The organism is Sphingomonas sp., assembly GCF_036731925.1.
Taxonomy (GTDB): domain Bacteria; phylum Pseudomonadota; class Alphaproteobacteria; order Sphingomonadales; family Sphingomonadaceae; genus Sphingomonas.
In genome coordinates, this window is sequence record NZ_DAINDJ010000002.1 from 772,756 (window position 1) to 792,567 (window position 19,812).

Here is a 19,812-nt window from a genome sequence, read left to right on the forward strand (position 1 = left end):
GATGCTTTTGGCGATGGCCCTGCTGGCGCCCGCCCTCGCTTTCGGACAAGGTCATCCCATGCAGAAGCCCATGCCCCGCATCGTCGTGATCGCCCATCGCGGCGCCAGCGGCGAACGGCCGGAGCACACGCTGCTCTCCTACCAGCGCGCGATCGACCTCGGCGCCGATTTCATCGAGCCGGATCTCGTCCCCACCAAGGACGGCGAGCTGGTCGCGCGGCACGAAAACAACATCACGGATACGACGGATGTCGCGGCGCATCCCGAGTTCGCCGCCCGCAAGACCACCAAGACGATCGACGGCCAGGCACTCACCGGCTGGTTCACCGAGGATTTCACCCTGGCGGAGCTCAAGACGCTCCGCGCCAAGGAGCGCCTCCCCAAGCTCCGCCCGGGCAACACCGCCTATGACGGCCAGGCGACGATCCCGACGCTCGACGAGATCATCGCGCTGGCCAAGAAGGAATCGGCGCGGCTGCACCGCACGATCGGCATCTATCCCGAGACCAAGCACCCGAGCTACTTCGCCTCGATCGGCCTGCCGCTCGAGGCGCGGCTCGTCGCCAAGCTGAAAGCCGCGGGCTGGGACCGTGCCGATGCGCCGGTGTTCATCCAGTCGTTCGAGGTGAACAACCTCAAGCAGCTCCACAGCATGACCAAGGTGCCGCTAATCCAGCTGATGGCCGGCAGCCAGGGCCCTGCGGATCATGCGGTTGCCAGCTACAAGGACATGGCGACGCCCGAAGGGCTGAAGGCAATCGCCGCCTATGCCGCCGGCATCGGCCCGGAACTGACCCAGATCCTCGCCACCGACGGCACGCCCTCCACGCTGGTCGCCGATGCGCATGCGGCAGGATTGAAGCTCCACCCCTGGACCTTCCGCGCCGAAAACTTCTTCCTGATGCCGGGCTATCGCACCGGCACCGATCCGGCGGTGCACGGTCGCCTGGAGGCGGAGATCACCGCATTCCTGAAGGCCGGCATCGACGGTTTCTTCACCGATTTTCCTTCCATCGGCGTGCCGGCTCGGGATAGCTTCCTGGAAACCGACGCGAAGTAAGGAAAGCCCCATGCGTATCCTGCCCGCCCTGCTGGTACTGCCGCTGCTGGCGGAAGGATGCGTGGTAAGGACCGCCGCCAACGTGGTGACGCTGCCGGTCAAGGCCGGCGCCAAGGCGGTCGACTGGACCACCACCAGCCAGGACGAAGCGGACCGCAACCGCGGCCGCGAGATGCGCAGGCGTGAAAAGGAATGCCGCAAGCATCCCGAGCGCTGCCAGAACGACCCGCGGTGAACGAGGGGGCATGCCGCCCCCTCGCATCGCTCATCCCAGGAACGTCATCAGCGCTCGCTCGAACACTGCCGGCTGATCGAGCATGATGAAGTGCCCGCTGTCGCCCACGCCGCGGATCGTCACGTTCGGCGCACCGGCATATTGCGCGCGGTAGAGGCCCAGCACCTGCTGCTCGCCGCCGCGGGCGTCGGTCCAGGGGACCAGCACGGTAATCGGCGCGGCGATCTTCGGCAGCGCCGGGCGCAGATCGGTGGTCATGTCCTCGTAGAGCGCCTGCCCGGTGACCCGCATGTCGGCCTTGGCGGACCAGCCGGCCACCTGCGCCTGCGACGCCGGCCTCAGCGCATTCTGCCGCGCGATCATTTGGCCAACCTGGTCGGGGAAAGGCTTGCCGTACAGGCTCACCATCTGCGCGCGCATCATCTCGGCCTGGGGCTTGATCGATTCCGTCGTGGCGGCGGGCGCGAAGAGAGTGCCGATGAACGGCAGTGCATCGACGATCAGCGCCTTCTGCACATCGCCCGGATGCGCCTGCGCCAGCATCAGCGAGACCAGCCCACCCATCGAATGACCGACCACCGGCACCGCCCCCAGCTTGCGGCTGGTGATCAGCGTGTGGAGGTCGCCGACGATCCCGTCGAGGATGCCCGGCTGCAGGTTTCCGCCCGGTTCGTCGCCGCCAAAGCCGTTGACCTGTACCAGATAGACGCGGTGGTTCTTGGCCAGCTCGGGCACCACGCCGCCCCAGGTGGCGCGCGGGCTGGACAGGCCGGGGATCAGGAATACCGGGCTGCCGCGCCCGACGACCTGCACCGAGATATGCTCCATCTGCACAACGGGGTCGGCAACGGGAGCGGCGGCAGCGGCTCGGGCCGCATGCGCGTGGTTGAAGGAGCCGTTCGCCGCGAACAGCGCGATCAGGATCGCGGCCCAGGGCAACTGCGAATCACGGCAGGCACAGGCAAGCAGGCGCTTCATAGGTCCTTCTCCTTTGCGGGATTGACGAAGATTTCCTCGATCGCGAGGCCGAACAAATCGGCGATCTTGAAGGCAAGCGGCAGCGAGGGATCGTAGCGGCCGGTCTCGATGGCATTGACGCTCTGGCGCGAAACCTCGAGCCGTTCGGCAAGGTCCTGCTGGCTCCAGGCGCGTTCGGCGCGGAGCACGCGGAGGCGGTTGTTCACGCCTCGCCTCCGGACATCTTGTCTCGCCACGCGAGCAGACACTGTGCCGCGCCCCAGGTGCCGCACCAGATCGGGAACGCCCAGAACACGTCTACCTGGCCGATCGCGTGGTAGAGTTGCAGGAAGCCCAGCACGACCGAGACGGCCAGCACCACGCCGATGCCGATCAGCATCGCCGAGACGATCCGCAGGCGCAGATATTCGTCCGTTTCTTCGTGGATGTACAAGCCGATGACGACCAGGATCGCGAGGACCGGGAGCGCCGGCAGGATCGACCAGGCAATCAGCGCGATGCCCGTCGGGTGCAGGCGATCTACCGCCACGCTCGATGCGATCACCGCCCCCACATAAGCAAGCATCGTCGGCGTGAACCGCTTCAGATAGCGACGGCCGGCGGGAGAAGTACGCTGCATGTCAGGCTTCCTTGCTACTAAGGCAAGTACGCTTTACATCAACCTCACTTTACATGTCAAGCTTGCTTTACGGGGCGATCACCCCCGCAGCCGTACCACCATGTCCTCGGCAAGCTGGCTGAGCGTGTCGTCGCGCGCGCCCATCACCACGATGCGGTCGCCCGGCCGGGCCTGCGCCACCAGATGCGCCGCCGCCGCCTCGCGGCTGGGGACGTGCACGGCTCTCGCGCCGGTCGCCGCGACATCGGTGACGATGTCTGCGCTGGTCACCTCGCGCGCTACCGTGCCCCCCTGATAGACAGGGTCCGGCAGCACCAGCAGGTCTTCCGCCCCAAGCTTCGTCGCGAACATCGCGACCAGCTCGCGCCGCATCACCTTGAGCGGGCCATAGCCATGCGGCTGGAACAGCAGCAGCAACCGTCCCGGAAAGGCGTGGAGCGTATCCAGCGTCGCCGCGATCTTGTCCGGGTTGTGCCCGAAATCGTCGATCACCGACACGCCGCCCGCTTCGCCGACCAGCTCGAACCGCCGCCGCAGCCCGGTAAAGCCCTCAACCGCCGCGCATGCGTCCTCCAGCGACACGCCCGCCGCCGTTGCCGCGCCGATCGCCGCCAGCGCATTGGCGACATTGTGCCGCCCCGGCACCTGCAGCCGCACCCGCCGCACGGTCTCGCCCATCACCAGGTCGAAGCCGATCGCAAAGGCCTCCGGCGCCAGGTTCCGCGCTATCAGGTCTGCGTCGCCGTCGACGGCGAAGGTGATCGTTCGCCCGCGATCCAGCCCCATCGCCAGTGCGGCACTTTCGGCGTCGCCGACATTCACCACCGTGGTCGCCGCCTTGCCCGCAAAGGCGCCGAACAGCAGCCGCAATTCCTCCAGCGACTTGTGGTCGAGGCTGACATTGTTGAGCACGGCGATCCGCGGCCAATAGTTGGCGATCGAGCCGTCGCTCTCGTCCACCTCGCTGACGAACGCGTCCCCCGCCCCCACCAGCGCGCTGGCGAAGGGCGCGTCCGGCGTGGCGAAATTCTTCATCACCGCGCCGTTCATCACCGTGGGATCACGCCCGCAGGCATGGAGGATCCAGCCGATCATCCCCGTCACGGTGGACTTGCCGCTCGTCCCCGCCACGCCGATCGGCAGCGGGGAAGCGTTGAACAGGCTCGCCAGCAGCTCGGCCCGGGACATCCGCGCGCAACCCAGTTCGGCCGCGCGCACCATATCCGGCACGGTCGGCTCGATCGCGGCGGAGGCGACCACCACCTGCTCGGCCGACTGCACGCCGCTGCCGTCCTGCGGGAACAGGTCGACGCCGCGGCTGCGTAGCCAGTCGAACTTGGAGGCCAGCCGCCCGCCGTCGAGGCTGCGGTCCGAACCCGAGACCCGGGCGCCGCGGCCGGCGAGGATCATCGCCAGCGGCATCATCCCCGAACCGCCGATTCCTACGAAGAAGGTTGCTTTGCCATGCTGCATGGGCACGCTATCGGCGAAGCGAGGAGACCATACAAGCATATGCGGATCGGAGTCGTCGCGCCGGCGCGGCCAGTCACCCGGGAATCGTCTGCCCGCATGGCGGCGTTCATGGCGCTCACCTACCCGGAGCACGAGGTGGTGTTCCACCCGCAATGCTATCTCTCGGCGGGCCATTTCGCCGGCACCGATGCCGAGCGTGCGGCGGCATTCCTGGAGTTCGCCAACGATCCGACGATCGACGCGATCTGGTTCGCGCGCGGCGGCTATGGCTCGAACCGCATCCTCGACGCGGTGATGCCGCATCTGGGCGAGGCGGCGCGGCGCAAGACCTATATGGGCTTCTCCGACATGGGCTTCCTGCTCGGCGCGCTCTACGCCCGCGGCATCGGCCATCCGGTCCATGCCTCGATGGCGAGCAGCATCGGCAAGAATGATGCGGGGGTGGATACCGGTTGGGCGCTGGGATGGCTGATCGAGCGCGACCGCCGCGGGCTGGACCCGTCCTTGGCCGACGGCCGCCCCGCCGCCGCGTTCAACCTGGCGATCCTGACGTCGCTGATCGGCAGCAAGTATCTGCCCGACCTTACCGACCATGTGCTGATGATCGAGGAGGTGGACGAACCGCTCTACCGGATCGACCGGATGCTGTTCAATGTCGCGCATGCCGAGCAGCTCAAGGGCATCGCCGGTATCCGCCTCGGCGCGGTGACCGCAATCGCCGAGAACGACCCGCCCTTCGGCGAGACGGTGGACGAGATGATCGTCCGCTGGTGCAGGGAGATGGGTGTCCCCTATCTCGGCCGCTGCGCGATCGGGCACATATCGACCAACCACGTCGTGCCGTTCGGCGTCGCATGAGCTCAGAATTCCTGGCGCTGCGCGTGCGCCACGGCACGGTAGCACCACCCGCCCGCATGTCCCGATCGAGCGGACAGCTGGCAGAAGCCTTCAGCGCGACTCCTGCAGATGGCCGGTGATCTGCGCGTCGAGCCGGCGCGCCGCACCCGCCGCGGGATCGCCGCTATGCGCAAGCGCCGAAAGCCTGCGCCGAGCCGCAACGCCGTGAAGCTTGCTGGCGAACAGCGCGAGGCCGTTTTCCGCCACCACGGGATCATATTGCGTCGCGCCGGCCACGCAGACCAGATAGCGGACAACATTGTCGAGCGCCGCTGGATCGAGTGCGACCTGCTCCACACTGGCCTCGCCGGCCAGCGACTTCGGATAGCGGGCATAGAAGGTATCGGCGAGCGCCTCGCCCACTTCGCCGCCCGCCTTGATCTCGTCGCAGCTGGGCAGCGGCAGGTCCTTGGCGGGCGCGGGGTGCGTTGTTGCCGGTTCCCTCGCAGCTTGCGTCCGCAGCAGCGAAAGCAGCGCGTCGTAGCGCGCGGCGCATTGCGGCACCGGATGTTCACGGCAGCTGATCGCACGGCTCGTCGCCCAGGCGCCGCCGGGCTCCCCGGCCTGGACGGCGGGGGCCGTGCCATGGGCACTGCCGGAGAGGAGCAACGCACGCTGCCGCGCCGCTTGCACGGCGGCGTGGGCGAAGGTCACCTGCGCCGCCGTCCCGCCCGACTCTGCCGCCTCGTCGCCCAGTTTCGCAAGCGCGGCGCGGAAGGCAGCGGCGGCTTCCGCGCTGTCGAACTTCTGTCCGGCCGCAGCGACCGCGGAATCGGCGCAGGCGATCAGCCCGGGAGCCCTGCCGGCAGCGCGCTCCCGACAGGCGGCATAACCATCCTCCACGCCGGTGCCTTGCGACATGGCGACCGGCGCGGCGACAGCGCCGCGGGCTGCACTGCCGGCAGGCGCCTCCGGTGCGGCACCGCCGCAGGCGGCGAGCGCCAGGGCCAGAAGGAGGGCGGGTCGGGAAAGGCGCATGACGCGGATCTACTGGCTACGCCTTCAGCGGTAAAGCGAGCGGACCGACGGCACGTCCTCCGCGCGCAGCGCCCGTGAAACGGGTCACGTCAATGCTGCGATCGATATAGTCGGAGATCCATAGCCCAGCTTGCCACCGATCAGCCCGCGCGCGCCCTCCAGACCCTCGTAATACGCGGTATAGGCATGTTTGACGACGGCGGCAGGCGAGGCGTTCGCCGGGAATGCCCGCTATCACGGGGTGCGGCGACATTGTGCCGGGCATAGTGGGCACCGGCGAGGATCGAGAGGCACGTCCAGTCCTACGTCGTCCTCGCCACCCCCGAGCGCGGCCATGCCGAGACGCTGGCGCTGGCCCAGGCGACGCTCGCCGCCAACGCCCTGCCGGGCAGCGTGACGGCGGCGGAGGTGGTGATCGACGGCAGCCAGCTGGGCGAAGGCTATGGCATCCCCACGCTGGCGATGCGCGAAGCGGTGGAACTGCTCGCCCGCACCGAGGGCCTGCTGCTCGACCCCGTCTATAGCGGCAAGGCGTTCGCCGGGCTGCTCGCGGCGATCCGCGGCGGCACATTCCGGCCGGGCGAGGCGGTGCTGTACGTCATGACCGGCGGCGTGCCGGGGCTGTTTGCGTATCGGGAGGTGTTTGGTGCGTTGACGACTGCGGAGATCTGACCCCGCAGGAGGATGCGCAGGCATGGCCGACGAGCGAGCATTCAAGGCAGAGCAGCGCGGCGTGGCGATCGGCATGGCGAGCGCATTGCTGCTCACGATCCTCGTGCTCGGGCTGGTGGCGTTCGTAACGCACCACCGGAGTGCGCCGCCATTTCCGCAGCGCCTCCAGGACGCTCTACGGATCGACCTGCTCGTCATCTTGTGGGTCGCCGTAGGGATCGCGAATGTCGCCCGGTTGCGCTTCTTCTCCGAACAGGACATCGGCGGCAGCGGCGGACACCAAGCCTCCGAGCAGGTCCGGATCGCCAACGCCGTCCTCGAAAACAGCTTCGAGCAGGCCGTGCTGGCGATGGTCACGCACCTGATCGTCGCCGCGACCTTTGAAGGATCAACGCCGCTGATCGCCGCGCTGGCCTGTCTGTTCGCCCTCGGACGGCTGCTGTTTTGGAGGGGCTACAAACGTGGCGCCAGCGGGCGCGCCTTTGGCTTCGCGCTGACCTTCTATCCGAGCGTACTCGCGCTCTTGGCTGCGGCGCTCGCCAATGTGACCGCGCTGTTCGGATAGCTGGATCGCTGTCATTAAAGCGCGGCGCTCAATCCTGGAGCACCCGCCCCACCCGCACCAGCGCGCCATCGGGGTCCGACACCGCGAACTCGTACGTGCCCCAGGGCATCGCATGCGGCGTGCCGGGCTGGATGATCGCTTCGCGCACCCGGGCCGCCACCGCGTCGACATCCTCGACATAGAGGTACAGCCCGAAGGGGTTGTCCGGCGCCTGGGGCGTGTTCGCCTCGTGCCGCAGGTGCAGGTGCCAGCCGCGGTCGTCTTCCAGGATGCGGTAGTGGCCGTAATCACTGGCCACCTCCAGCCCCAGGCGGCGGTAGAAGGCGGTGCTCGCGTCGAGGTCGCGGCAGGGCAGGATGGCGACGATGTCGTGGCTGGCGTCCATGCCCGCAGGCTATGCCCGCGGCGCCCTCCACACCACCCCGAAATCCTCCCGCCCCTGCCCATTTGCCAAAGCCTTGCCTATATCGGCCCCGCGCGGGCATAAGCCGCGCTCCGTTCCACACCCATGAAAGGGGTTCTTCCCGTGTCCGAGATGTTCCGCATTACGCTGCCCGACGGTTCCGTCCGCGAGGTAGCCCCGGGGACTACCCCGGCGGACATCGCCGCGGCGATCGGCCCCGGCCTCGCCAAGGCGGCGCTCGCCGCCCGCGTCGACGGCGAGCTGCGCGACATCGGCCGTCCGTTCGAGGGCGACGCGCAACTCGCGCTCGTCACCGCCAAGGACGAGGCCGACGCGCTCGAGCTCGCGCGTCACGACTATGCGCATATCCTCGCCGAAGCGGTGCAGCACCTGTTCCCCGGCACGCAGATCACCTTCGGCCCGTCGACCGACGACGGCTTCTACTATGACTTCGCCCCCAAGGACCGCCCCTTCACCGAGGAGGACCTGCCGGCGATCGAGGAGGAGATGCGCCGCATCATCGCGCGCGACGAGCCGCTGATCCGCGAAGTCTGGTCGCGCGCCGACCTGATCGCGCGCTGGACCGCGCAAGGCGAGACCTTCAAGGCCGAATGGGCCAAGGAACTGCCCGAGGGCGAGGAGCTGACCGTGTACCGCGCCGGCAAGGGCGAGGACGCCTGGCTTGACATGTGCCGCGGCCCGCACCTCGCCTCCACCGGCAAGGTCGCGGCGGATGCGTTCAAGCTGACCCGCGTGTCGGGCGCCTATTGGCGCGGCGACCAGAAGAACGCGATGCTCAGCCGCATCTACGGTACCGGCTGGCTGAACAAGAAGCAGCTGCAGGAGCATCTGACGCGCCTGGAAGAGGCCGCCAAGCGCGACCACCGCAAGCTCGGCGCGGAGATGGACCTGTTCCACCTCCAGCAGGAGGCGCATGGCTCGGTGTTCTGGCACCCCAACGGCTATGTCATCTACCGCGTGCTCGAGGACTATATGCGCCGCGCGGTCAACGGCGCAGGCAGCAAGGAAGTGAAGACCCCGCAGGTGATGGATGCGCGCCAGTGGGAGCAGTCCGGCCACTGGGGCAAGTATCGCCAGAACATGTTCGTCATCCCCGACGAGACCCCGAACATCGAGGACGAGGGCCCGATGGTGTCGGACGACGTCCAGTGGATGGCGCTCAAGCCGATGAACTGCCCGGCGCACGTGCTGATCTTCAAGCAGGGCATCAAGTCGTATCGCGACCTGCCGATGCGGCTGGTCGAGAATGGCTGCTGCCACCGCAACGAGCCGCACGGCGCGCTGCACGGGCTGATGCGCGTCCGCCAGTTCACCCAGGACGACGGCCATATCTTCTGCCGCGAGGACCAGATCGTCGACGAGGTGAAGGCGTTCTGCGCGCTCGCCGACCAGGTCTACAAGCATTTCGGCTTTACCTATGCGATCAAGCTGGCGCTGCGCCCGGAAAAGCGCTTCGGCACCGAGGAGATGTGGGACCAGGCCGAGAACGAGCTGCGCGACGCCGTGGTCGCCGCCGGCCTTGCCACGCCCGAATATGGCTGGGAGGAGCTGCCCGGCGAAGGCGCCTTCTACGCGCCGAAGCTGGAATGGCACCTTACCGACGCGATCGGCCGCACCTGGCAGGTCGGCACCATCCAGTCGGACCGGGTGCTGCCCGAGCGGCTCGATGCGTCCTATGTCGGCGAGGATGGCGAGCGCCACCGGCCGGTGATGCTCCACCGCGCGATCTTTGGCTCGTACGAGCGATTCATCGGCATCCTGATCGAGCATTTCGCCGGCAAGCTGCCGACCTGGCTCGCGCCGGTGCAGGCGGTGGTCGCGACGATCGTGTCCGATGCGGACGACTATGCCCGCGAGGTGGTGGCGAAGCTCCAGGCGGCGGGCATCCGCGTCGAAAGCGACCTGCGCAACGAGAAGATCAACTACAAGGTGCGCGAACACTCGATGGCCAAGGTGCCGAACCTGCTGGTGGTCGGCAAGCGCGAGGCGGAGGAGAGCACCGTGGCGCTCCGCGTCCTCGGCAGCCAGGGCCAGACCATGCTGACGCTGGACGAGGCGATCGCGCGCCTTAAGGCCGAGGCGTTGGCGCCGGATCTCGCCGCAGCCGGTTGATCTGGAAGAAGGGCTGCGGGCGGCACCGATGGGTGCCGCCCGCTCCCTTCAGAAGCGGTACTTCAGCCCGACCTGCAGGATCGGGTAGACCTGATAGTCGTTCGCCGAATCCTGCAGCTTCTGGCGCTGCTTGGCGAGTTCGTTGCGGTAGGTCGTGCCCGCGATCGTCGGGTCGGTCGCCAGCGTGCCGTTCGAGGTGAAGTCGCGGATCCGCACTGCGCCTTGGAACAGGGCGCCGGCCTCGGCGGTGAACACCAGCCCCTTGCGCAGCTTGCCGCCATAGCCGAGCGTCAGCTGCGGTGCGAATTCGCGCAGATCGGCGCGGCCGGTGATCGTGCCGATCTGTTCGGGCGTGAAGACCAGGCTGCCGATCCTGGTGGGGCCGTTCGGCGTCGCACGCACATTGCCGTCGGTACCGTTATAGCGCGCGCCCGCCGAGATGCGGAAGCCGCCGCCGAATGGATAGAGATCGACGATCGCGCCCACCGACGAAAGCTTGGCATGGCCGTCATAGTCAAGGCCGCCGGAGCTGAAGCTGTGGTCCACGCCGAGAAAGCCGCCATTGGCGCGAACGCCGACATGCTGGTCCAGCCGATAGCCGATTTCCGGCCCCACGCCGAGCGAGCCGGCGGTCACGCCGACGCTCACCGTACCCTGATGGCCGGCATCCGCCTGCGCCAGCGCATGACCGGCAAGAACAAAGGCAGCAAAACTCGCCGCCACACGAAACAGGTGCTGCATGTCATTCCCCGCATCGCCGGCACCCGGAAATGTCCGCCGGCATTCCCGCCATTATAGCCGCCGGATCAGGTAGATGGCGGAGCTTGCAGGGTTTTTACGCGCGAATGCTGCACTTGCCGCGCAACATCGCTGCGAAATGGCGCGCGGGGGACCTTCTCTCCGGGCATGGAATTGTCTATATAGGGCGCTGACTAACTACAGGAGCCAGTCTTATACGTTCTCCCATGCCCCGGCGCCCGATGGCGCCCGCGATGCCGCTGAACGGGCCGCGGTTTAACGAATTCATCCAGTCGCCCAAGGTTCGCGTGATCGACCAGGACGGCGAAAACCTTGGCGTGATGTACACGCGCGAGGCGATGGCGCAGGCAGCCGAGGTCGGTCTCGACCTCGTCGAAGTGTCGCCCAACGCCGATCCGCCCGTCGCCAAGTTCCTCGATGTGGGCAAGTTCAAGTACGAGGCGCAGAAGAAGGCGAACCTCGCACGCAAGACCCAGAAGACGCAGGAGATCAAAGAGATCAAGATGCGTCCGAACATCGACGATCACGATTACGATGTGAAGATGCGCAACGTGCTGAAGTTCATTGGCGAAGGCGACAAGGTGAAGATCACCCTGCGCTTCCGCGGTCGTGAGCTTTCGCATGGCCAGCTCGGCATGCAACTTCTCCAGCGCGTCCAGCAGGATGCGGCGGAAGTGGCCAAGGTGGAGAGCTATCCGCGCATGGAAGGCCGTCAGATGCTGATGGTGCTCTCGCCCAAGTGATGTGTTCGCGGCGGCTTGCAATTGCGGCCGCCGCCGCCTGGTTCCTGCCGGCAGCGGCGGTCGCGCAGACCGCCGCGTTGCCTCCCGTTCCCGCCGCCACCAGCGAATCGATCGCCGTGCCGAAAGGCGCGCGACTCGTGTGGGCGGATGAATTCGAATCCGGCCGTCTGCCCGATCCGAAACGCTGGTCCTACGACACGTCCCGCAACCGCGAGGGCTGGTACAACCAGGAACTGCAATATTACGCTGCCAACCGCGCAGAGAATGCGCGGATCGAAAATGGCCGCCTGGTGATCGAGGCACGCCGCGAGCGCCTCTCCAGCCAGCCTGACTATGGCGGGCAGGACTATAGCGCCGCCCGCCTCCTCACCCGCGGCCTGGCGAGCTGGACCTATGGCTTTGTCGAGGTCCGCGCCAAGCTAGCTTGCGGCAAGGGGCTATGGCCGGCAATCTGGCTGCTCGGCACCGACAACAAGGCCGGCTGGCCGCACCTGGGCGAAATCGACGTGATGGAGATGGTCGGCTGGGATCCGCAAACGATTCACGGCACCATCCATACCGGCGCCTACAACCACGCACAGCACACCCAGAAGGGCGCCACCACGCAGGTGGCCGACGCCTGCACGGCCTTCCACAGCTACCAGCTCGATTGGAGCAAGGACCGCATCCTGATCGGCGTGGACGGCCAAGCCAATATGCGCTTCGACAACGACCATCGCGGCGATCCCGCCACCTGGCCGTTCGACAAGCCGCAATATCTGCTGCTCAACGTCGCCGTCGGCGGCTGGGGCGGCATGCAGGGAATCGACCCCGCAGCCTTCCCGTCGCGGATGGAGATCGACTATGTCCGCGTCTGGCAAACCGCGGACCAGGCGAAGGGGCGGTAGCCTGCCCGCCCCTCGACCAGCTCAATCCTCGGCAGCGATCCGTACGCGCATGCCGTCCAGCGCATCGGTGAACGGGATTTGGCACGAAAGCCGCGAAGTGGCGTCGCGATCGCTGGTGCTGTCGAGCAGATCATCCTCGTCCATGCTCATCTTCGGCAGTTTGTCCGCAAAGTCCGGGTCGACATGCACATGGCAGGTGGCGCAGCTGCAGCAGCCGCCACACAGCGCCAGCAGCTCGTCAAAGCCATTGTCGCGAATCACTTCCATCACGCTGAGACCGGCCTCGCCGGTTACCGTGCGTTCGGTTCCGTCACGCGTCACGACCGTAAGCTGGGGCATCTGCATCTCCTTGGTTCGCCGCGTCCATGCCGGTGAACCGCACCCGTTTCAAGGAAGCAATCCATGGGCTTGACCGCCGACCAGCTGAAGGGGTCGATCGACGCATTGGCTGCGATCGAACCTGCCTTCGCCACCGCATTGGAGCGCGCCGGCTATCCCGAGCCGCGCATCCGGTCGCGCGGCTATGCCACGCTGCTGCGCACGATCGTGGGGCAGCAGGTGAGCGTCGCCGCGGCCACCGCAGTGTGGAACAAACTCGACGCGGCCCTCGGCGATGCGGAGGATCCCGCGCTGCTGGCCGCGGCCAGCGACGAGCTGCTGCGCGGCGCCGGTCTTTCGCGCCAGAAGATCGGCTATGCCCGCAGCCTCGCCGAGGAGGTGACCAGCGGCACGCTGGACTTGGCCGCCCTGCCCGACGACGACGAGGAAGCGATCGCGGCGCTTACCCGTATCAAGGGCATCGGCCGCTGGTCGGCAGAGATCTACCTGCTGTTCGCCGAGGGCCGGCCGGACATTTGGCCCGCCGGAGACCTGGCGGTGCAGATCGAGATCGGCCGCATTCTGGGCCACCCCGAACGCCCGAGCGAGAAGCTGACCCGCGACTGGTCCGAAGCCTGGCGACCGCATCGAGGCGCCGCGGCGATCTTCGCCTGGCACCATTACGGGATGGTGAAAAGTGCGATTTGAGCATCTCCCCGGGCCGGGCGCTTGCTCCTGCCGGTGAGGACAGTCTGACAAAGGAAGGGCTCTGCGGCGCCCTGCCAACGTCGATCGGAAAGCGCGTACCCGCGAACTGAAGCGTCATTTCCATTCTGTGGCCTGGGCCGATCCGCGGCAATCGGCGTGAAGCGAGGCCGGCAACGCCACCGGAGCAGAAAAATCGGGAACGGCCGCACGCATGGCGCGTCCCTAGGGGCGGGCCATCTCGCTTCGCCGCCCCCGGGAGCTGTTCTTGATTCCATTCCTTTCGGAAGCAGCCGTTCTGGCGGCACAGGCGCCGATCATCGAGGCGCATTACTTCGCCATCCTCTTCGGCCTTGGCGGCATGATCCTGGCAATTGCCTGGCTGCCGATGCTGCTGAAACGCCTGCCGCTCTCGCTGCCGATGATCTGCGTGGCGGTGGGCACCATCCTGTTCTCGATCGAGCCCTTCGCACGCTGGGCACCGCACCCCGAAAAGACGCCGGTGCTTGTCGAGCGCGCGACCGAACTCATCGTCATCGTCTCGCTGATGGGCGCCGGTCTCAAGATCGAACGCGCGCTCGGGTGGCGGCGCTGGAACGTGACCTGGCGCCTGCTAGGCATCGCCATGCCGATCACCATCCTCCTGGTGATGCTGCTGGGACACCAGCTGCTCGGCCTCGGCTTTGCGGCCGCGCTGCTGTTCGGCGGCGTCCTTTCACCGACCGATCCGGTGCTGGCCGGCGACGTGCAGATCGATCATGACGAGAATGAAGAGGAAGCGGAGGCGAAGTTTGCCCTGACGAGCGAGGCGGGCCTGAACGATGCGTTTGCCTTTCCCTTCGTCCATCTGGCGGTTGCCATCGCCCTGAGCGGAGGCCTGAGCGCCAAGGTCCTCGCCACCTGGGCGCTGCAGGACGTGCTCTGGAAACTGGGTGCAGGCCTGGCGGTGGGCGCCGTCCTCGGCTGGCTGATCGGATGGACGCTCTACCGTCTCCCCGATGGTGCGCGTCTATCAAAAACCGGTGACGGCTTCATCGCGCTTGGGGCGACGCTGGTCGTCTATACCCTGGCGGAGTTCACCCATGGCTATGGCTTCCTGGCCGTCTTCGTCGCGGGTCTGATGATCCGTCGTGCCGCCAAGGGGCATGATTTCAACAAGCGCCTGCATGATTTCGCGGACGAGTCCGAACGGCTTTTGATGATGCTGCTGCTCCTGCTGTTCGGCGGCATGCTCGCGGCAGGGCTGCTGGCCGAGATCGGATGGCGGGAGATGCTGTTCGCGGCGATCATGCTGCTCGTGATCCGCCCGGTGGCGGGGTGGATCAGCCTGCTCGGCGTCAAGCGCCCGAAGCTGGAGCGCGCGATCATCGCCTTTTTCGGCATCCGCGGCCTCGGCTCGGTCTATTATCTCAGCTACGGTCTCAATCATGCCGATTTCGGCAGGGTGTCGGGGCTTTGGGGGACGCTGGGGCTGATCGTGGCCGTATCGATCCTGATGCACGGCATCCTGGTCACGCCCGCGCTGGACAAGCTCGGTCGCCATTATCACAAGCTCGGCATGCCCGGTGCGCGGGGCCGCGGGCAGGCCAGTGCCTGACCGGACCGGTGGCGCTCGCCCATCGCGGCGGGCGGCGACAGGCGAGGGTGCGGGCGCCTGCCCGCACCGCCTTAGGCTTCGGTGCTGTCCTCGTCTGCGGCCGTATCGGCGGCGGCCGCATCAGCGCCGCTCTGGAACCACGCTTCCACCGGACCGACGAGCTTGATCGTCAGCGGGTTGCCCTTGCGATCGGTCTTCTTGCCGAGCGCGACCCGCACCCAGCCTTCGGAAATGCAATATTCCTCGACATCGCGGCGTTCGACGCCCTTGAACTTGATGCCGACGCCGCGCTCCAGCAGTTCGCGGGTGAAATAGGGGCTGCTCGGATTGACCGACAGACGATCGGGAGGAGTATCGCTCATGGGCGGCTCATGCCGTCATTCGGGCGCGGGTTCAAGATAGCGGTGGATGGCGGAGACCACCACCGATCCCTCCCCCACGCCCGAAGCGACGCGCTTGACCGATCCGGCCCGCACGTCGCCCACCGCGAACACGCCCGGCGCGGAGGAGCAGAAGAAGGTTTCTCCGCTGCCCGTCCGCACGAAGCCGCCGCCGTCGAGATCGACGCAGCCCTCCAGCCAATGGGTATTCGGCACCGCGCCGATCATCACGAACAGCGCGCCCACCGCGCGCCGCTCCGCCGCACCCGTCGTCCGGTCGGTCCATTCGAGGCCCTCCAGCCCCCGCTCGCCTTCCAGCGCGGTCACTTCGGTGAAGGGGTGGAGCGTGATGCGGTCCGACGCCTCGATCCTATCGATCAGGTAGCGCGACATGGTCGCCGCCAGCCCGGGCCCGCGCACCAGCACATGGACGTGTGCGGCATGGCGGGCGAGGAACACCGCCGCCTGCCCCGCCGAGTTGCCGCCGCCGACCACCACCACCTCGGATCCGGCGCACAGCCCCGCCTCCATTGCGGTGGCGGCATAGTAGATGCCGTTGCCTTCCAGCTCGGCATAGCGCGGCAGATCGAGCTTGCGGTAGCGCGCGCCGGTTGCCACCACCACCGCGCGGGCCAGCAGGCTCGCGCCGTCGTCGAGGTGGAGGCGCAGCGGCCGTTCCTCGCACTCGATCCGCACCACGGAGCGGGACACGAGCAGCCGCGCGCCGAATTTCTGCGCCTGCACCTGCGCGCGGCCGGCCAGCGCCTGGCCGGAAATGCCGGTGGGGAAGCCCAGGTAATTCTCGATCTTGGAACTGGTGCCCGCCTGTCCGCCCGGCGCCACCGCCTCGATCACGATCGTCTCCAGCCCCTCGGACGCAGCATAGACCGCGGCGGCAAGACCCGCCGGCCCGGCGCCCACCACGGCCACGTCGTGGACCTTGTCCGGATCAAGTGCCGTTGCGAGGCCCAGGGCATCCGCCAGTGCGGCATTGCCGGGATTGCGCAGCACCCGCCCCTCCAGCACCACCACCGGCAGGTCGGCGTCCGTCAGCGCAAAGCATTCGAGGAAGCCCGCGGCATCCGGATCGGTGTCGGTGTCGATCCGGCGATGGGGGAGGGCGTTGCGGGTGAGGAAGGTCTCGATCCGCCCCATGTCGGCGCCGTGCCCCGGCCCCGCCAGCGCCACGCCGGCATCGCTGTGCCGGATGAGCCCCACCCGGCGCAGAATGAAGGCGCGCATCACGATCTCGCCGATATCGGGCTCGGCTGCCATCATCCGGCGGAACGAGGCGCGATCGATCCGCACCACCCGCGTATCCGGCAGCGCGCGCGCGCTCACCAGGATCTTGCGGTCGTTGAACAGGTCGAGCTCGCCGCTGAACTGGCCAGGGCCATGGGTATGGACGGGATGCTCCCGCCCCTCGGCATCGGTGTCGATCACCGCAATGCCGCCGGCAACACACAGGAAGAAATCCACGCTGCGGTCGCCGCGCCTGAACAGCATCGCACCCGCCGCAAGCGATTCTTCCGCGCCAAAGGCGGCGACGCGCGCCATCATCTCGGCGGTCAGGACCGGGAAGGTCTGGGCGGATCGCAGGTAAGGATCTGCCGGATCGAGCAATTCGGTAGGTGCCATGAGGACACCCTAACGCGCAGAGCGCGGCGCGCGACCCATCTCTTGAGATGGTCGCGCGCGCACCCTTAGTCGCAATAGCGGATCAGCACCGGGCGGCCGAGATACGGATCCCAGACCCGTCGCACGTCGCAATATTCATAATAGCGATAGCGTGGGTAGTTATCCCGGTACCAATAGCCGTCGGTGGGGTAATAGCCGCGCTCGCGATAGAAGCGCCGGTCATAGTCATAGCGCCGGTCGTTCGAAATCGCCGCGCCGATCGCCAGTCCGGCAATACCGGCGACCAGCGCCGCGCCGGCCGCGTCGCCGCCGCGATCACGGTAATGATGCCGCCGCCAGCGCCAGTCCTGTGCCTGCGCCGGCGCCACGGCGGCCAGCAGGCTCGCGCCCGTGGCGATGCCCAGCACCAGCTTCTTCGCCAGATGGTTCATGCTGTTCGCTCCTCACCTCAGGGCGCCCGCGAGTCGCTCGGCGCCGATGGCTTCCGTTAGGCAAGCGCGGCTTAATCGGTGCGGAACCGGCTGTTCAGCCGCGGTTTAGCTGGGTAACGGGCGGCATGGCCTACTGGATCCTTCGCTCCGAACCCGATGTCTATGGCTGGGACGACCTGGTGCGCGACGGCACCACCGAATGGAACGGCGTGCGCAACTACACCGCGCGCAACTTCCTGAAGGACATGGTCCCCGGCGACCAGGCGATCTTCTACCATTCGAACATCCAGAAGGCCGCGGTCGGCATCATGGAGATCGTCCGGGCCTGGCAGCCCGACGGGGACGACGGCAAATGGGCCAGCGTGGAAGTGAAGGCGCTGCGCCCGCTCGCCAATCCCGTTCCCCTGCCCGAAATCAAGGCCGAGCCGCGGCTCAAGGAGCTCGAGATGGTGCGTCAGTCGCGCCTGTCGGTAACGCCGGTGCGGCCGGAGGAGTGGGCGGTGCTGCTGGAGATGAGCGGAACGGCACCGGATCGTTGAGGTCGATCGGCACGCGGTTGGACTTGTCGGGCTTCTTCCTGAAGGCGCGCCCGACGCCCTTGCCCGCATCGCCGACGAGCTTGAAGAAGTTGCGCGACTCGCCCGGCTCCTCGCAGCAGCTGTTCGGGTCGATCAGCTTGCCCACGCCGCGCACCAGCGCCGTCGCACCGCCGAAAACGTCGACGCCAACCTGACACCCGCCCACGCGCGCCGCGCAGGGGGTATCCACCGCATTCAGCGCACCGATGCCGGTGCGATCCGGATTGCTCGGCATCGGGCGATCGGGCGGACCGCGCTCGCCCGGCAGGGGCAACCGGGGCGGCGGCGTTCCCTTGCCGCACACGACGACCTGATCACCGCCCGTCTGGCTGGAGGCGCAGGGGTCCGCCAACACGGACCAGCGCTGCGCGCCGTTTGCCGCCTGCTCGGGCGCAGCTACGGTCGCGGCGGTCGCAGGCGGCGCCGCCTGGTCCTGCAGCGGCATTCCGGTCAACAACATGGCCAGCAACATGGACGCACTCCCGGCAAGTTCCGCCTCTTAGACCATGGCGGGGGCCAAAGGGAAAGCCGCACAGATCTCCCGCAGTAAATCTATCGACTTCGGCTCCGATCCTCACAATCTTTGCGGTACGGGACCGCTCCGCGAGACGTGGCACACGCAATGTAATCGAAGAGATGTTGCACGCTTCCCTTTCACAGGCATAATGTTGCCAAGGGGGGAAATGCATGACGCAGACCGCGACAACGAAGCTTCCGGGGCGTTTTCCCTATCTCGGCAGGATCAGCATCGGCCTCTTTGCGGCGCTTCTCTTCGCAATGCTCGCCTCCCCGCTTACAGGATGGCGCGCAGCGGTGGGGATAAGCTGCTTCATCTTCCTGGCATCGGGCGCTGTCGGCGGCGCCTTCGGCTTTCTATTCGCCGTTCCGCGCCTCCTTTCCGAAGGCAGCGAGGCGCAGACAGCAGCCGGCGCGCAGGGCCCCGCCGGGGGAAGCGCTGCATCTACCCGCCTGCTGCGCTCGAACACCAATCTCGAGCGCATTTCCGACTGGCTGACGACGATGCTGGTCGGCGTCGGCTTGAGCCAGGTGGGCTCGATCAACGCGGCGCTCAACGGGTTCCGGCTGTTCATCGCGCAGAACGCGAGGGTATTTCCCGATGCGCACGGCGGCTTCTCGGCCGGTACCTTGCCCGCCGTCGCACCGATGATCCTGATCTTCGGGATCGTCGCCGGCTTTCTGGCGCTGTATCTCTACACCCGGATCATCCTGTCGGGCACCCTCAATCGGGCCGAGCGCGACCTCACCAACGGCGAAATCGCGAGAACGCCCGTGGAAGGAGCAGCGCGACAGGTGCTGGTGCAGGAGGCCAAGGCGCTGGCGACGACGACCGGCGATCCCACGGTGCAGGCGGTCGCCAGCACCAGAAAGGTATCGGTCGGCGATGGCTTGGACGTGATGCTGGCACGGCTGTACGAAGAGGACGGCTATGACCGGGTGATCGACCTTGCGACGCAGCTCTCCACATCGCCGCTGTCGCGAACCGCGGAATATTGGTTCTATCTGGCTGCCGCGTTCGGCCAGAAGCATCGTGCCCTGCACGGACAGAGCCCGGAGATACTTTCCCCCGTGCGGACCAGTGCCCTGGATGCCTGCAGGCGGGCGGTGAAGATCGATCGCAGCTTTGCGGAGCGGCTCTGGGCGATTTCGAATCCCAACGGCTCGGACGATGACCTGGCGGACTTCCGCGACGATCCAGAGTTCCGGCGCATCGTGCGTCGCCCGATCCGCACCTGACGCCGGCG

General features: G+C 67.3%; 24 protein-coding genes. 12 read left to right on the plus strand and 12 right to left on the minus strand.

Annotation, left to right across the window (positions count from 1 at the left end):
- Nucleotides 1-13: 13 nt before the first annotated feature.
- Nucleotides 14-1,060: a glycerophosphodiester phosphodiesterase gene (locus V7E00_RS13105; RefSeq protein WP_443019211.1), complete on the plus strand. Its 1,047-nt coding sequence runs from the start codon at nucleotides 14-16 to the stop codon at nucleotides 1,058-1,060.
- 10 nt (nucleotides 1,061-1,070) lie between these two features.
- Entirely contained in the window at nucleotides 1,071-1,295 is a 225-nt protein-coding gene (locus V7E00_RS13110; RefSeq protein WP_333573085.1) for a hypothetical protein, read from the plus strand.
- A gap of 30 nt (nucleotides 1,296-1,325) precedes the next feature.
- Here V7E00_RS13110 and V7E00_RS13115 read toward each other — a convergent pair whose 3' ends face one another.
- From V7E00_RS13115 to V7E00_RS13130, 4 genes are all read right to left on the minus strand, one after another.
- A complete protein-coding gene (locus V7E00_RS13115) occupies nucleotides 1,326-2,273 on the minus strand; it encodes an alpha/beta fold hydrolase (RefSeq protein ID WP_333573086.1) in 948 nt (315 codons plus the stop codon).
- Nucleotides 2,270-2,479: a helix-turn-helix transcriptional regulator gene (locus tag V7E00_RS13120; protein ID WP_333573087.1), complete on the minus strand. Its 210-nt coding sequence runs from the start codon at nucleotides 2,477-2,479 to the stop codon at nucleotides 2,270-2,272. Before V7E00_RS13120 ends, V7E00_RS13115 begins: the two co-directional genes overlap by 4 nt.
- Nucleotides 2,476-2,892 carry a hypothetical protein gene (locus V7E00_RS13125; RefSeq protein ID WP_333573088.1) on the minus strand — a complete coding sequence of 139 codons (417 nt, stop codon included), beginning with the start codon at nucleotides 2,890-2,892 and terminating at the stop codon, nucleotides 2,476-2,478. The genes V7E00_RS13120 and V7E00_RS13125 overlap by 4 nt, the downstream gene beginning before the upstream one ends.
- 78 nt (nucleotides 2,893-2,970) lie before the next feature.
- A complete protein-coding gene (locus V7E00_RS13130; protein ID WP_333573089.1) occupies nucleotides 2,971-4,365 on the minus strand; it encodes a UDP-N-acetylmuramate--L-alanine ligase in 1,395 nt (464 codons plus the stop codon).
- A gap of 39 nt (nucleotides 4,366-4,404) precedes the next feature.
- Here V7E00_RS13130 and V7E00_RS13135 point away from each other — a divergent pair, with 39 nt between their 5' ends.
- Nucleotides 4,405-5,223 (plus strand): LD-carboxypeptidase, encoded by an 819-nt coding sequence (locus tag V7E00_RS13135; protein ID WP_333573090.1) that lies wholly within the window; start codon nucleotides 4,405-4,407, stop codon nucleotides 5,221-5,223.
- A gap of 90 nt (nucleotides 5,224-5,313) precedes the next feature.
- Here the strand turns inward: V7E00_RS13135 and V7E00_RS13140 are convergent, their stop codons facing one another.
- On the minus strand, nucleotides 5,314-6,240 hold the full coding sequence (locus V7E00_RS13140) for a hypothetical protein (protein WP_333573091.1): 927 nt from the start codon (nucleotides 6,238-6,240) through the stop codon (nucleotides 5,314-5,316).
- Nucleotides 6,241-6,522: 282 nt separating this feature from the next.
- Here V7E00_RS13140 and V7E00_RS13145 point away from each other — a divergent pair, with 282 nt between their 5' ends.
- On the plus strand, nucleotides 6,523-6,912 hold the full coding sequence (locus tag V7E00_RS13145) for a pyridoxal-phosphate dependent enzyme (RefSeq protein ID WP_333573863.1): 390 nt from the start codon (nucleotides 6,523-6,525) through the stop codon (nucleotides 6,910-6,912).
- 22 nt (nucleotides 6,913-6,934) lie between these two features.
- The gene (locus V7E00_RS13150; protein WP_333573092.1) at nucleotides 6,935-7,477 is read left to right on the plus strand and encodes an MAPEG family protein; all 543 of its coding nucleotides are present in this window, start codon (nucleotides 6,935-6,937) and stop codon (nucleotides 7,475-7,477) included.
- Between the two features lie 28 nt (nucleotides 7,478-7,505).
- Here V7E00_RS13150 and V7E00_RS13155 read toward each other — a convergent pair whose 3' ends face one another.
- The gene (locus V7E00_RS13155) at nucleotides 7,506-7,862 is read right to left on the minus strand and encodes a VOC family protein (RefSeq protein WP_333573093.1); all 357 of its coding nucleotides are present in this window, start codon (nucleotides 7,860-7,862) and stop codon (nucleotides 7,506-7,508) included.
- A gap of 150 nt (nucleotides 7,863-8,012) precedes the next feature.
- Between V7E00_RS13155 and thrS the strand changes: the two genes are divergently transcribed.
- A complete protein-coding gene (thrS, locus tag V7E00_RS13160; RefSeq protein ID WP_333573864.1) occupies nucleotides 8,013-10,013 on the plus strand; it encodes a threonine--tRNA ligase in 2,001 nt (666 codons plus the stop codon).
- 48 nt (nucleotides 10,014-10,061) lie between these two features.
- On the opposite strand, the gene V7E00_RS13165 is transcribed toward thrS, so the two are convergent.
- Nucleotides 10,062-10,754 (minus strand): hypothetical protein, encoded by a 693-nt coding sequence (locus tag V7E00_RS13165; protein ID WP_333573094.1) that lies wholly within the window; start codon nucleotides 10,752-10,754, stop codon nucleotides 10,062-10,064.
- Between the two features lie 224 nt (nucleotides 10,755-10,978).
- On the opposite strand from V7E00_RS13165, the gene infC reads away from it, so the two are divergent.
- Nucleotides 10,979-11,515 (plus strand): translation initiation factor IF-3, encoded by a 537-nt coding sequence (gene infC, locus V7E00_RS13170; protein ID WP_029623153.1) that lies wholly within the window; start codon nucleotides 10,979-10,981, stop codon nucleotides 11,513-11,515.
- Nucleotides 11,515-12,402, plus strand: coding sequence for a glycoside hydrolase family 16 protein (locus V7E00_RS13175; RefSeq protein WP_333573095.1), 888 nt, complete (start codon nucleotides 11,515-11,517; stop codon nucleotides 12,400-12,402). The genes infC and V7E00_RS13175 overlap by 1 nt, the downstream gene beginning before the upstream one ends.
- A 21-nt stretch (nucleotides 12,403-12,423) precedes the next feature.
- Here the strand turns inward: V7E00_RS13175 and V7E00_RS13180 are convergent, their stop codons facing one another.
- Entirely contained in the window at nucleotides 12,424-12,741 is a 318-nt protein-coding gene (locus tag V7E00_RS13180) for a 2Fe-2S iron-sulfur cluster-binding protein (RefSeq protein ID WP_333573096.1), read from the minus strand.
- A 63-nt stretch (nucleotides 12,742-12,804) separates the two neighbouring features.
- Between V7E00_RS13180 and V7E00_RS13185 the strand changes: the two genes are divergently transcribed.
- Both V7E00_RS13185 and V7E00_RS13190 read left to right on the plus strand, forming a co-directional pair.
- Complete coding sequence (locus V7E00_RS13185; RefSeq protein ID WP_333573097.1) at nucleotides 12,805-13,428, plus strand: DNA-3-methyladenine glycosylase family protein; 624 nt, start codon at nucleotides 12,805-12,807, stop codon at nucleotides 13,426-13,428.
- A gap of 265 nt (nucleotides 13,429-13,693) precedes the next feature.
- A complete protein-coding gene (locus V7E00_RS13190; protein WP_333573098.1) occupies nucleotides 13,694-15,022 on the plus strand; it encodes a cation:proton antiporter in 1,329 nt (442 codons plus the stop codon).
- A 71-nt stretch (nucleotides 15,023-15,093) separates the two neighbouring features.
- On the opposite strand, the gene V7E00_RS13195 is transcribed toward V7E00_RS13190, so the two are convergent.
- The 3 genes from V7E00_RS13195 to V7E00_RS13205 form a co-directional block, all read right to left on the minus strand.
- The gene (locus V7E00_RS13195) at nucleotides 15,094-15,384 is read right to left on the minus strand and encodes a DUF3297 family protein (RefSeq protein WP_333573099.1); all 291 of its coding nucleotides are present in this window, start codon (nucleotides 15,382-15,384) and stop codon (nucleotides 15,094-15,096) included.
- 15 nt (nucleotides 15,385-15,399) lie between these two features.
- Entirely contained in the window at nucleotides 15,400-17,040 is a 1,641-nt protein-coding gene (locus V7E00_RS13200; protein WP_333573100.1) for an FAD-dependent oxidoreductase, read from the minus strand.
- A gap of 65 nt (nucleotides 17,041-17,105) precedes the next feature.
- Nucleotides 17,106-17,471 (minus strand): hypothetical protein, encoded by a 366-nt coding sequence (locus tag V7E00_RS13205; RefSeq protein ID WP_333573101.1) that lies wholly within the window; start codon nucleotides 17,469-17,471, stop codon nucleotides 17,106-17,108.
- 125 nt (nucleotides 17,472-17,596) lie between these two features.
- Between V7E00_RS13205 and V7E00_RS13210 the strand changes: the two genes are divergently transcribed.
- Nucleotides 17,597-18,010 carry an EVE domain-containing protein gene (locus tag V7E00_RS13210; protein ID WP_333573102.1) on the plus strand — a complete coding sequence of 138 codons (414 nt, stop codon included), beginning with the start codon at nucleotides 17,597-17,599 and terminating at the stop codon, nucleotides 18,008-18,010.
- Here the strand turns inward: V7E00_RS13210 and V7E00_RS13215 are convergent.
- Complete coding sequence (locus V7E00_RS13215) at nucleotides 17,904-18,509, minus strand: hypothetical protein (RefSeq protein WP_333573103.1); 606 nt, start codon at nucleotides 18,507-18,509, stop codon at nucleotides 17,904-17,906. The genes V7E00_RS13210 and V7E00_RS13215 overlap by 107 nt on opposite strands.
- A 227-nt stretch (nucleotides 18,510-18,736) precedes the next feature.
- Here V7E00_RS13215 and V7E00_RS13220 point away from each other — a divergent pair, with 227 nt between their 5' ends.
- Complete coding sequence (locus tag V7E00_RS13220) at nucleotides 18,737-19,804, plus strand: hypothetical protein (RefSeq protein ID WP_333573104.1); 1,068 nt, start codon at nucleotides 18,737-18,739, stop codon at nucleotides 19,802-19,804.
- Nucleotides 19,805-19,812: the final 8 nt, after the last annotated feature.

What these genes read in the sequence shown, in the direction of transcription:
- V7E00_RS13205 (WP_333573101.1), bottom strand. Translation starts at nt 17,471, where the DNA reads ATGAACCATCTGGCGAAGAAGCTGGTGCTGGGCATCGCCACGGGCGCG.
- V7E00_RS13210 (WP_333573102.1), top strand. Translation starts at nt 17,597, where the DNA reads ATGGCCTACTGGATCCTTCGCTCCGAACCCGATGTCTATGGCTGGGAC.
- V7E00_RS13200 (WP_333573100.1), bottom strand. Translation starts at nt 17,040, where the DNA reads ATGGCACCTACCGAATTGCTCGATCCGGCAGATCCTTACCTGCGATCC.
- V7E00_RS13150 (WP_333573092.1), top strand. Translation starts at nt 6,935, where the DNA reads ATGGCCGACGAGCGAGCATTCAAGGCAGAGCAGCGCGGCGTGGCGATC.
- V7E00_RS13165 (WP_333573094.1), bottom strand. Translation starts at nt 10,754, where the DNA reads ATGCAGCACCTGTTTCGTGTGGCGGCGAGTTTTGCTGCCTTTGTTCTT.
- V7E00_RS13130 (WP_333573089.1), bottom strand. Translation starts at nt 4,365, where the DNA reads ATGCAGCATGGCAAAGCAACCTTCTTCGTAGGAATCGGCGGTTCGGGG.
- V7E00_RS13115 (WP_333573086.1), bottom strand. Translation starts at nt 2,273, where the DNA reads ATGAAGCGCCTGCTTGCCTGTGCCTGCCGTGATTCGCAGTTGCCCTGG.
- V7E00_RS13155 (WP_333573093.1), bottom strand. Translation starts at nt 7,862, where the DNA reads ATGGACGCCAGCCACGACATCGTCGCCATCCTGCCCTGCCGCGACCTC.
- V7E00_RS13105 (WP_443019211.1), top strand. Translation starts at nt 14, where the DNA reads ATGGCCCTGCTGGCGCCCGCCCTCGCTTTCGGACAAGGTCATCCCATG.
- thrS (WP_333573864.1), top strand. Translation starts at nt 8,013, where the DNA reads ATGTTCCGCATTACGCTGCCCGACGGTTCCGTCCGCGAGGTAGCCCCG.
- V7E00_RS13195 (WP_333573099.1), bottom strand. Translation starts at nt 15,384, where the DNA reads ATGAGCGATACTCCTCCCGATCGTCTGTCGGTCAATCCGAGCAGCCCC.
- V7E00_RS13215 (WP_333573103.1), bottom strand. Translation starts at nt 18,509, where the DNA reads ATGTTGTTGACCGGAATGCCGCTGCAGGACCAGGCGGCGCCGCCTGCG.
- V7E00_RS13180 (WP_333573096.1), bottom strand. Translation starts at nt 12,741, where the DNA reads ATGCCCCAGCTTACGGTCGTGACGCGTGACGGAACCGAACGCACGGTA.
- V7E00_RS13185 (WP_333573097.1), top strand. Translation starts at nt 12,805, where the DNA reads ATGGGCTTGACCGCCGACCAGCTGAAGGGGTCGATCGACGCATTGGCT.
- V7E00_RS13110 (WP_333573085.1), top strand. Translation starts at nt 1,071, where the DNA reads ATGCGTATCCTGCCCGCCCTGCTGGTACTGCCGCTGCTGGCGGAAGGA.
- V7E00_RS13175 (WP_333573095.1), top strand. Translation starts at nt 11,515, where the DNA reads ATGTGTTCGCGGCGGCTTGCAATTGCGGCCGCCGCCGCCTGGTTCCTG.
- V7E00_RS13135 (WP_333573090.1), top strand. Translation starts at nt 4,405, where the DNA reads ATGCGGATCGGAGTCGTCGCGCCGGCGCGGCCAGTCACCCGGGAATCG.
- infC (WP_029623153.1), top strand. Translation starts at nt 10,979, where the DNA reads ATGCCCCGGCGCCCGATGGCGCCCGCGATGCCGCTGAACGGGCCGCGG.
- V7E00_RS13140 (WP_333573091.1), bottom strand. Translation starts at nt 6,240, where the DNA reads ATGCGCCTTTCCCGACCCGCCCTCCTTCTGGCCCTGGCGCTCGCCGCC.
- V7E00_RS13220 (WP_333573104.1), top strand. Translation starts at nt 18,737, where the DNA reads ATGACGCAGACCGCGACAACGAAGCTTCCGGGGCGTTTTCCCTATCTC.
- V7E00_RS13125 (WP_333573088.1), bottom strand. Translation starts at nt 2,892, where the DNA reads ATGCAGCGTACTTCTCCCGCCGGCCGTCGCTATCTGAAGCGGTTCACG.